The following is an 8,906-nucleotide window of genomic DNA, read 5'->3' as shown; positions in this document are numbered from 1 at the left end:
GCCGGTCGTCGAGCGCGAGGATCTGAGCGGCGAGATCAGCGACGATCTGGGCGGCGACCTTCTCGCCGGGCAGCGCGGTCTGCTGGGCCTGGGCCGCTTCCAGGGCGGTGGCGCCGACGGCGCGTGGCACACCGACGTGCTGCGGCTGGAACCCGGCGACGTGCTGTTCGTGTACACCGACGGGCTGGTGGAGGCCAGGAACGCGGCCCACCAACAGTTCGGCGTCGATCGGCTCGTCGCCGAGCTGCTGCGCGACCCGCGGCGGGCGCCGGCCGAGCTGTTGGACGACGCGTTCGAGGTCGTGCGGCGCCACGCCCCGGGCCGGCCGAGCGACGACCGCACCGCGATCGTCGTCGCCCGCACCACCGAGGTCTCCCGCCCGCGCTCCTGACCGGCCCCCGCGGCTGGGAAGCGACGCGCGGCACGATCGCGACAACGATTGATCGCAATCTTCGTCGGGTACATGTCCGACCATGAGTGACGAGTCCGGTTCCGCCCTTCGGGACACGCCTGGTTCCACCGAGCAGGACGATTCCGGCGCCACGCGACGTATCCGCGCGGTGCGCTCCCGACTCAGCCCCGTCCGCCTGATCGCCTACCTCGTGCTGGTGCTCCTCGTCATCTCCGGCCTCGCGTTCGTCACCGGTTGGCGGCCGTCGATACCGAACCCGTTCGAGGAGCGGACGATCGACCGCAGCTCGCCGGCCGTGCTCCGCTCGCTCGAGGATCTCAGCGAGTACCACGCGGCGAGCGCGCACTTCGAGGTCGTCGTCGACCTGGAGGAGGACAGTCGCTGGATCCCGGACGCGCTGCGCGGGGAGCGCACGCTGTTCGTCGGGGTCGGCACCGTCGACTCGGTCATCGACTTCGGCAAGCTCGGGGACGGCGCGGTCACCGTCTCCGCGGACCGGCGGTCGGTGACCATCCAGCTGCCCGCTCCCACCATCTCCGAGCCGCGGCTCGATCTCGCCAAGAGCTACGTGGTCGCCCGCCAGCGGGGCGTGCTGAACCGGGTGGGCGGGCTGTTCGGCGGCCAGAGCAATGACTCCGAGCTCTACCAGACGGCGTCCGCGAAGATGGCCGACGCCGCGAATGCCGACGGCCAGGTGCTCGCGCTCGCGAAGACGAACACCACGGCGATGCTGCGCGGCCTTCTCGGTGCGCTCGGCTTCACCGATGTGAAGGTGACCTACGCGGAGGACCCCAAGTAACGCCCCGGGCGCCGAACCCCTCCTGCCGGTGGTCTCCCGCCGGCGGGACGGAGCAGCGGTGGGCGGAGACGCGGCCCAGCGCGATCCGGGACGACCGGACGCGCTGGGCCGCTCACGCGTCCGGCGGCCTGCCCGCCCATGGGTCCGGCTCACTGGTGGTCAGGCGGCGTCCTCGCGCGAGGTTCCTCCTGGTCGGCGCCGTAACGCGGGTGACTGTCGGAGCCCGCAGCGGTTTGTCCTGCGCGGTGGGGGGTGGCGCCGCAGGAGCAGAGCCTCCTCCAACAATGGTTCTGCACATCAGTGGCATGCGAGTTACTGAGCTCACTTGCCTTCGTAAGATTGAGTCGTCTAGACTCATGCACGTGCCCGACGGAGAGGCCGATCGGGCCCGACGACGAGAGGCTTCACGCACGAGGCCCCGCCCAGAGGGGAGTACGACCGAGATGAGCACCTACCTGTGGGACCCGTTCGCCGCGTTCGAGCGCATGGACCGTGAGTTCAACGAGATCGTCCGGCGGTCGTGGGGCTCGCGGGAGCGCACCGTGCGCCCGCTGCGCGCGACGAACCGTCCGCAGAGCGTCGTGCCGAGCGCCGATGTCCTGGTCGACGGGGACGACGTTCTGATCAATCTCGAGCTGCCGGGTGTCGACGTCGAGAAGGACGTGACGGTGGAGATCGACCGCGGGGCGCTCGTCGTCCGCGGTGAGCGTTCGTCCACCCAGGAGAAGACGGTCAACGGCCGGGTACACCGCGAGCGGTGGCACGGGTCGTTCCGCCGGGAGTTCGCCCTTCCGGAGAACGTCGACGCGACCGGGATCAGCGCGCGCTACGACCGCGGTGTGCTGACCGTCCGGCTGGCGGGAGCGGCGGCGGCGCCGCGCAGCACGCGGATCCCGGTCAGCGCCTCCCCGGCGGCGGCGCAGCTGCCCACGGCGGAGGGGAGCGCCGGCACGGAGAACAGCTCCAGCGCCCAGAACAGCTCCGTCGCCGAGAGTGGTGCCCTGCGTGACGGCGGCGCGGCGGCCGAGTCGCCCGCGTCCTGACCCAACGCGGCACCGGTCGGCGCGCTAGCAGCGCCTGACCGGAGAACGAAGCATGATCGCCCCCGGTGTGCGGACCCTGTCTGGTCCGTTCGCCGGGGGCGACTGCGTTACGGGCCGAGCCGGCGTCGGCAGCCGGCCGGGGAGCGGTCAGGTGGAGGCGCGACGGCGGGTGCCCGCCCCGGCGCGGGAGGACGACCCACGCGCGGAGGAGCCGCGCGAGGACGGGGGCGGCACCATCGGGCCGATGTCGCCGTCCGGCGCCTCGTCCAGGTCGACGACGACCGGGGCGTGGTCGCTCGTCCCGGTGCCCTTGCGGGCGGCCCGGTCTACCCACACCGCGCGTGCCCGGGCCGCGACGTCGGCCGTGGCCAGGGTCAGGTCGATGCGCATCCCGTAGTTCTTGGGGAAGCAGAGCTGACGGTAGTCCCAGTAGGTGTAGACGGTCTCGTCCGGCCAGCGCTCGCGCATCAGGTCGAGCAGGCCGGCGTCGTGCAGCCGCCCGAGCGCGGCGCGCTCGGCCTCGGTCACGTGGGTCGCGCCCTCGAACTCGGCGATGTCCCAGACGTCGGCGTCCGTCGGCGCGATGTTGAAGTCGCCGAGCGTCATCACCGGCCCCTGCGGGGCGAGCTCGGCCACGACGTCGCGCAGTGCGGCCAGCCAGGCCAGCTTGTAGGCGTAGTGCGGGTCCTCCACCGTGCGCCCGTTGGGCACGTACAGCGACCAGATCCGGATCCCGCCGCAGCTCGCGGAGATCGCCCGCGGCTCGGGCCCCGGGAACCCGGGGTCGCCGGGCAGCCCGCGCCGTACGTCCTCCAGCCCGGCGCGGGAGAGGATCGCCACCCCGTTCCAGCGGCCGTCGCCGTGGTGCGCGACCCGGTAGCCGCGGCGGAAGAGATCCTCGTCGAAGAGCTCGAGGAACGCCTCGTCCGAGAGCTTGGTCTCCTGCAGGCAGACCACGTCGGGGCTCGCGCGGTCAAGCCATTCGATCAGCCGGGGCTGCCGGGCCTTGGCCGAGTTGATGTTCCAGGTCGCGATCCGCACACCGTGAGACGGTAGTCCTCACCTCCGACAGATCTCCGCACCGACCGGTCCGTGCCATCCTCGGAGACATGACACCGATATCCGCTCCTGGCAGGAGCGCGCGGCCTGGTCGGCCGGGATTCGCCGCGGCGTTGTTCGTCGCGGCGGGCGCCGCCGGCCTCGCCGGCTGTGACCAGGTCTCCGAGGAGACCCGTGCGGCCGGCGCGACCGTGGTCTGCTCACAGATCAACATTCAGCCGAGCGAGATCGAACAGAATCCGGAGTCGGCGCGCCTGGTCGCCCTCCTCGTACGCGACCTGGCGCCCGAGGACGACATCCGGGCCATCGCCGACCGCGTCGCGGACGATCCGACGGTGCTCAGCCCCCGCGCCCAGCTCGCGGACTGGGTGGACCAGCGCTGCGGGAACGCCGTCGGCGGCTCGGGTGGTTCCGGTGGCTCGGGTGGCGGCGGGGCAGGCGGCGGGGACTCGGACGGCGAAGACTCCGAGGAGTGACCGCGCGCCCGTACGTGCTTCTGAGCTGCGCGATGTCACTGGACGGGCGGATCGACGACTGCTCGCCCCAGCGGCTGGTCCTCTCCAGCCAGGCCGATCTCGACCGCGTGGACGAGGTCCGGGCCGGTTGCGACGCGATCCTGGTCGGTGCCCGTACGCTGCGCCGCGACAATCCCGGCCTCGCGGTCCGCTCGGAGCTCCGCCGAGCCGAGCGGACGGCGGCAGGCCGGCCGGCGACGCCGCTGCGCGCCGTCCTGACCAGCGGCGGACGGCTCGACCCGGACGCCCGCTTCTTCCTGGACGGCGCGGAGAAGGTCGTCTACCGGTTCGCCGGAGCCGCGCCCCGGCCCGCGCCTGAATCTGGGCCCGGCGCTGGAGCCGGGGCGGGTACCGGGACCGGGACGCCGGCGCCGGCCGTCCCCCCGGATCTTTCCGTGGTGGCGACCGTCGTCGATCTCGAGGCGCCGCCGCTGGAGCACCTGCTGGACGACCTGAGCCGACGCGGCACGCGGCGCCTACTGGTCGAGGGGGGCACCACCGTGCACACCGCGTTCCTCACCGCGGGCCTGGTGGATGAGCTGCACCTGGTCATCGCGCCGTTCTTCGTCGGTGAGGCCGCCGCGCCGACGTTCGTCGGCCCGGGTTCGTTCCCGTTCGACACCGCGCACCGACTGCGGCTCGTGGACGTCCGCCAGCTCGACGGCGTCGTGCTGCTGCGTTACCTGACACCGTCCGTGACCTGATGTCGTCCGGCTGACGCCTATCCGTTTTGTGGGCCTCCCGTCGGGCAGACGGCCTAAGGGCGTTCCGCCCGAACTGTTCGTCGAGGAGGACCCGTGTCCGTACCCAGTGTCGCGCGACCAGGGCGCGCGGCCGCGTCTGCCGGCGGCGCCAAGGCCCGGCGTGCCCACGACAGCAAGGCGGTCGACCTGACCGCACGCCTCGGTTTCGCAGCCCGAGGACTGGTCTACGTCCTGATCGGGATCATCGCCCTCCAGATCGCGTTCGGCGGTTCCGGGGAGCAGGCGAACCGGCAGGGCGCGCTGCGGGAGATCTCGGACAAGCCCTTCGGCGCGGCGGTGCTGATCCTGCTCGTCATCGGATTTGTCGGATATGCGCTGTGGCGCCTGCTGGAAGCGGCCGTCGGGCACCACGAGGAATCCGACGAGAAGAAGCGCACAGCCAAGCGGGTGGTGTCCGGTATCCGCGGTGTGATCTACCTTGTGATCGCGGGCAGCGTCGTCGCCTTCCTCACCTCGGGTAGTTCGGGATCCGGCTCTGGTGAGCCCGCTCCGTATACGGCACGGGTCATGGATAACACCGGTGGCCGGTGGCTGGTCGGCGCGGTCGGCCTGATTGTGGTCGGTGTCGGCATCGGCATGATCGTCAAGGGTGTGACGACCAAGTTCGAGGAGAAGCTCAGGAGCGGGGAGATGAGCCCCGCGATGCGCGCCGCCAGCAAGCGCGTCGGCCAGGTCGGCTACGTCGCGCGCGGCATCGTGTTCGGCCTGGCCGGGGTGTTCGTGGTCAAGGCCGCCGTCGAGTTCGACCCCGACGAGGCCAAGGGCTTCGACGGCACGCTCCGCACGATCGCCGACCAGGCGTACGGCCAGGTGCTGCTCGTCGTCTGTGCCGTCGGCCTGGTCCTGTTCGGTGCCTACTCCTTCATCGAGGCGCGGTACCGCAAGCTCTGAACCAGCTCCCCGCACGGCCGAACCGCCCGCCGGACGAAGGCGGGCGGTTCGGATCATCCGCCCTGGTGGTTTGCTTTGTCGGTCGTCGCCTTCCGGACATGTCGCGGATCAGTGCAGAATCCGTCGGGTCGGGAAGGCAGACTAGGTGTCGTCGAGCGGACGATCAACGTCGTCGCGCGGCCACGGCGTCGCCTGGCCGGCACTGACATCGCAGCCGGCACCATGGCGGTAGGGGCAAAGGGGAGTACAGGTGGATCGGACCACGCTGAGCGTGATCAGCCCGGCGGGCCACAACACGCTGACGGGCGACGCTCCGTGCGTGGTCGGTCGAGCACGCGGCGCGGACATCGTCATCAACGACGCGCGGGTGTCCCGGCGTCATCTCGTGCTTGAGCCGGTCGCCGGCGGCTGGCATGTGCGGGACACCAGCGCCAACGGCCTCTGGCAGGACGGGCGCCGGATGGGGGACACCACGGTCCGCTCGACCGAGGTCCGTTTCCGGCTCGGCGCCGCGGACGGCCCTGAGGTCGTGCTGGTGCCCTCGTCCGTCGGGCTGGCCTCCGGTGCCGGAGCGGGCTCCGCGCCCGCCGCCTCGGCACCCGCTCCCGCGGTCCCGGCCGGGCCGCCGCCGCGCGTGGCGGGTGCGCCGGGATGGCCGTCGCCCAACCCCAACCCCGGTCCCGCGCCCGTCGGCCCAGGTCACACGCCTACTCCCGGCCACGCGCCCACCCCCGGTCAGGCGCCTGCCCCCGGTCGCGCGCCCGCCTCCGGCCGGGCCCGGGTAGCGGCACCGCCGACGGCCCCGGCATCGGCCCGCCCGCCGGTCCCGGGGGGCCACCAGCCACCGCACGCCGGGGGCCCGGGCGCCGCCGGCCCGGACACCGCCTCCGCGGCGCTCGGCCTGGAGACGGCGCAGAGCGCCATCGTGCACGCCCGCCGCAAGATGCACCCGCTGCGGCCCGGCACGCTCCGGCTCGGCCGCTCGCGCGACAACGACATCTCCGTCTCGGACCTGCTCGCCTCGCGGCACCATGCCGAGCTGCTGGTCGCCCCCGGCAGGGTCGAGGTCGTCGACCTCGGGTCGGCGAACGGCACGTTCCTCAACGGCCAGCGCATCGGGCGGGCACAGGTCGGGCAGCGCGACGTCATCGCGATCGGGCACCACCTCTACCAGCTCGAGGGCGACTCGCTGGTGGAGTACGTCGACTCGGGTGACGTCGCCTTCGAGGTGCAGGCGCTGTCGGTGTTCGCCGGCACCAAGCAGCTCATGCACGACATGACCTTCCGGCTCCCGGGCCGCTCGCTGCTCGGGGTGGTCGGTCCCAGTGGTGCGGGCAAGTCGACCCTGCTCAACGCGCTGACCGGCTTCCGCCCGGCGGACGTGGGCTCCGTCCGCTACGCCGGGCGGGATCTCTACGCCGAGTACGACGAGCTGCGCCGGCGCATCGGCTACGTCCCGCAGGCCGATCCGCTGCACGCCCAGCTCACCGTGCGTGAGGCGCTCGAGTACGGCGCCGAGCTGCGGTTCCCGGCGGACACCACGGCGCAGGAGCGGCGGGCCCGGGTGGCGGAGGTCATCGGCGAGCTCGGTCTGACCGCGCACGCCGACACGGCGGTGAGCCGGCTGTCGGGCGGGCAGAAGAAGCGGACGTCGGTGGCCCTCGAGCTGCTGACCCGGCCGTCGCTGCTGTTCCTGGACGAGCCGACGTCGGGGCTGGACCCGGCGAACGACCAGTCGGTGATGGAGACGCTGAAGGGCCTGGCCAAGGGCGGCGGGGTCGGTTCGGCGGACGAGAGCGGCCGCACGGTCATCGTCGTCACGCACAGCGTGCTGTTCCTGGACCTGTGCGACTACATCCTGGTGCTCGCCCCGGGTGGGCACGTGGCCTACTTCGGCCCGTCGGACGGGGCGCTGCGCTTCTTCGGCAAGGAGGACTTCCGCGAGTTCGCGGCGGTGTTCCGGGAGCTGGAAAGCACGCCGGGTGCGGAGATGGCGGCCCGGTTCCGTGCCTCGGAGTACTTCGTGCCCTCCGCGGTCGTGGCGCCGATCGTGCGCAAGGCGCCGGCGGAGCTGCCGAGCGTGCGCCAGCAGCCGGTCACCTCCCAGCTCGCGACGCTGACCCGGCGATATCTGCGGGTCGTGCTGGCGGACCGTTCCTACCTGCGGCTCATCGCCGCCTTCCCGTTCCTGCTCGGGATCATCCCGCGGGTGATCCCGGCCCCCGACGGGCTGAAACCCCTGCCGGACGCACCGAACCCGGACGCGATGAAGGTCCTCGTGGTGCTGGTGTTGTGTGCGTGTTTCATGGGGATGGCGAACTCGGTCCGCGAGATCGTCAAGGAACGCGACATCTACCGGCGGGAACGAACGATCGGCCTGTCCCGGACGGCCTATCTCGGTTCGAAGATCATCGTCCTCACCGGTATCACGACCCTGCAGTGCGTGATCTTCACGCTGATCGGGCTGGTCGGCCGCACGCCGCCGGAGGCGTCCCTGCTGGGCTCGCCGCTGGTGGAATGCCTGGCCGCGGTGATCGTCGCTGCGCTGGCGTCCATGATGATCGGCCTGCTCGTGTCGACACTGGTCGACAACGCGGACAAGACGATGCCGATCCTGGTGCTGGTGACCATGGCGCAGCTCGTGCTCTCCGGCGGGCTGGTGTCGCTGTCCGGCCGTCTGGTGATGGAGCAGGTCGCGTGGATCGCCCCCGCCCGGTGGGGCTTCGCGGCGCTGGCGTCCACCGACGACCTCAACGAGGTGTCCAAGCTGGGCAACGAGGTGCTGCGCACGGACCCGGCCGACGGGCTGTGGGAACACAGCGCGGGCATCTGGGTGCTCGACGTCGTCCTCGGCCTGGTCCTCGGCGCGGCGGCGCTCGCGCTGACCTCGATGATGCTGCGCCGGATCGACCCCAAGGTGACCCGGCCCGCCGGCCCGCCGCCGGGAGTCGGCCGCCCGCCGCAGGCCGGGCAGGCACCGCCGGCCGGCCCCGGTGGCCCCGGTGGCTACGGTGCCGCGCCCGGCGCGCGCCGCTAGTACGGCAACGGCATTTGGGTGTTCCCTGCTCCGCACGCCGCGGTCACCACCAACCTCAATCGATCTTGGTGTTCCGCGGAACACCGGAGCGCCGGTGCCAACCGGCGCGGCACGTCGGCTCGGGGACGAGCGGATACGTCCGCGGAAACTCCACTCGGCCGACGTCGTCCGGGCCTGGTCGGCCTGGCGCAGGCGACACCGACACCAGGCCCGACGCCGCCATTACCAACGACGAGGTCACGCACAAGTGCCGTTGCAACTAGTGGTCGTCGCCGTTAGTTCGTCGGTGATGGGTGGTGGCGGGTAGGTAGAGGCCGGCGGCGAGGTCGAGTGCGGCTTCGGCGGTTCCGGTCGGTGAGCCGTCGGCCAGGACGGAGTCGGCGTAG

8 protein-coding genes and 1 pseudogene are annotated in these 8,906 nt (G+C 72.1%); 7 read left to right on the top strand and 2 right to left on the bottom strand.

The window, feature by feature from the left end:
* Positions 1 to 118 (bottom strand): annotated as a pseudogene (locus FMEAI12_RS40310) (IS110 family transposase); the annotation flags it as partial.
* Between the two features lie 18 nt (positions 119 to 136).
* Here FMEAI12_RS40310 and FMEAI12_RS30875 point away from each other — a divergent pair.
* From FMEAI12_RS30875 to FMEAI12_RS30865, 3 genes are all read left to right on the top strand, one after another.
* A complete protein-coding gene (locus FMEAI12_RS30875; RefSeq protein WP_368672125.1) occupies positions 137 to 391 on the top strand; it encodes a SpoIIE family protein phosphatase in 255 nt (84 codons plus the stop codon).
* An 82-nt stretch (positions 392 to 473) separates the two neighbouring features.
* Positions 474 to 1,211 carry a DUF4230 domain-containing protein gene (locus FMEAI12_RS30870; RefSeq protein WP_071061472.1) on the top strand — a complete coding sequence of 246 codons (738 nt, stop codon included), beginning with the start codon at positions 474 to 476 and terminating at the stop codon, positions 1,209 to 1,211.
* Positions 1,212 to 1,654: 443 nt separating this feature from the next.
* Positions 1,655 to 2,254: an Hsp20/alpha crystallin family protein gene (locus FMEAI12_RS30865; RefSeq protein WP_112108802.1), complete on the top strand. Its 600-nt coding sequence runs from the start codon at positions 1,655 to 1,657 to the stop codon at positions 2,252 to 2,254.
* 147 nt (positions 2,255 to 2,401) lie between these two features.
* On the opposite strand, the gene FMEAI12_RS30860 is transcribed toward FMEAI12_RS30865, so the two are convergent.
* Complete coding sequence (locus tag FMEAI12_RS30860; protein WP_020462757.1) at positions 2,402 to 3,295, bottom strand: exodeoxyribonuclease III; 894 nt, start codon at positions 3,293 to 3,295, stop codon at positions 2,402 to 2,404.
* 68 nt (positions 3,296 to 3,363) lie between these two features.
* On the opposite strand from FMEAI12_RS30860, the gene FMEAI12_RS30855 reads away from it, so the two are divergent.
* The 4 genes from FMEAI12_RS30855 (at position 3,364) to FMEAI12_RS30840 (ending at position 8,520) form a co-directional block, all read left to right on the top strand.
* A complete protein-coding gene (locus FMEAI12_RS30855) occupies positions 3,364 to 3,789 on the top strand; it encodes a hypothetical protein (RefSeq protein ID WP_112108801.1) in 426 nt (141 codons plus the stop codon).
* On the top strand, positions 3,786 to 4,532 hold the full coding sequence (locus tag FMEAI12_RS30850; RefSeq protein ID WP_112108800.1) for a RibD family protein: 747 nt from the start codon (positions 3,786 to 3,788) through the stop codon (positions 4,530 to 4,532). The genes FMEAI12_RS30855 and FMEAI12_RS30850 overlap by 4 nt, the downstream gene beginning before the upstream one ends.
* A gap of 93 nt (positions 4,533 to 4,625) precedes the next feature.
* Positions 4,626 to 5,483 carry a DUF1206 domain-containing protein gene (locus FMEAI12_RS30845; protein WP_112108799.1) on the top strand — a complete coding sequence of 286 codons (858 nt, stop codon included), beginning with the start codon at positions 4,626 to 4,628 and terminating at the stop codon, positions 5,481 to 5,483.
* A gap of 250 nt (positions 5,484 to 5,733) precedes the next feature.
* Positions 5,734 to 8,520 (top strand): ATP-binding cassette domain-containing protein, encoded by a 2,787-nt coding sequence (locus FMEAI12_RS30840; protein WP_112108798.1) that lies wholly within the window; start codon positions 5,734 to 5,736, stop codon positions 8,518 to 8,520.
* Positions 8,521 to 8,906: the final 386 nt, after the last annotated feature.

The organism is Parafrankia sp. Ea1.12 (assembly GCF_900465275.1).
GTDB classification, from domain to species: domain Bacteria; phylum Actinomycetota; class Actinomycetes; order Frankiales; family Frankiaceae; genus Parafrankia; species Parafrankia soli.
The sequence above is the reverse complement of the archived record's forward strand: the minus strand, read 5'-3'. Positions and strand labels throughout refer to the sequence as shown.

Bases quoted from the DNA above. Each gene is read 5' to 3' on its own strand.
- FMEAI12_RS30855 (WP_112108801.1), top strand. From the start codon at position 3,364: ATGACACCGATATCCGCTCCTGGCAGGAGCGCGCGGCCTGGTCGGCCG.
- FMEAI12_RS30870 (WP_071061472.1), top strand. From the start codon at position 474: ATGAGTGACGAGTCCGGTTCCGCCCTTCGGGACACGCCTGGTTCCACC.
- FMEAI12_RS30865 (WP_112108802.1), top strand. From the start codon at position 1,655: ATGAGCACCTACCTGTGGGACCCGTTCGCCGCGTTCGAGCGCATGGAC.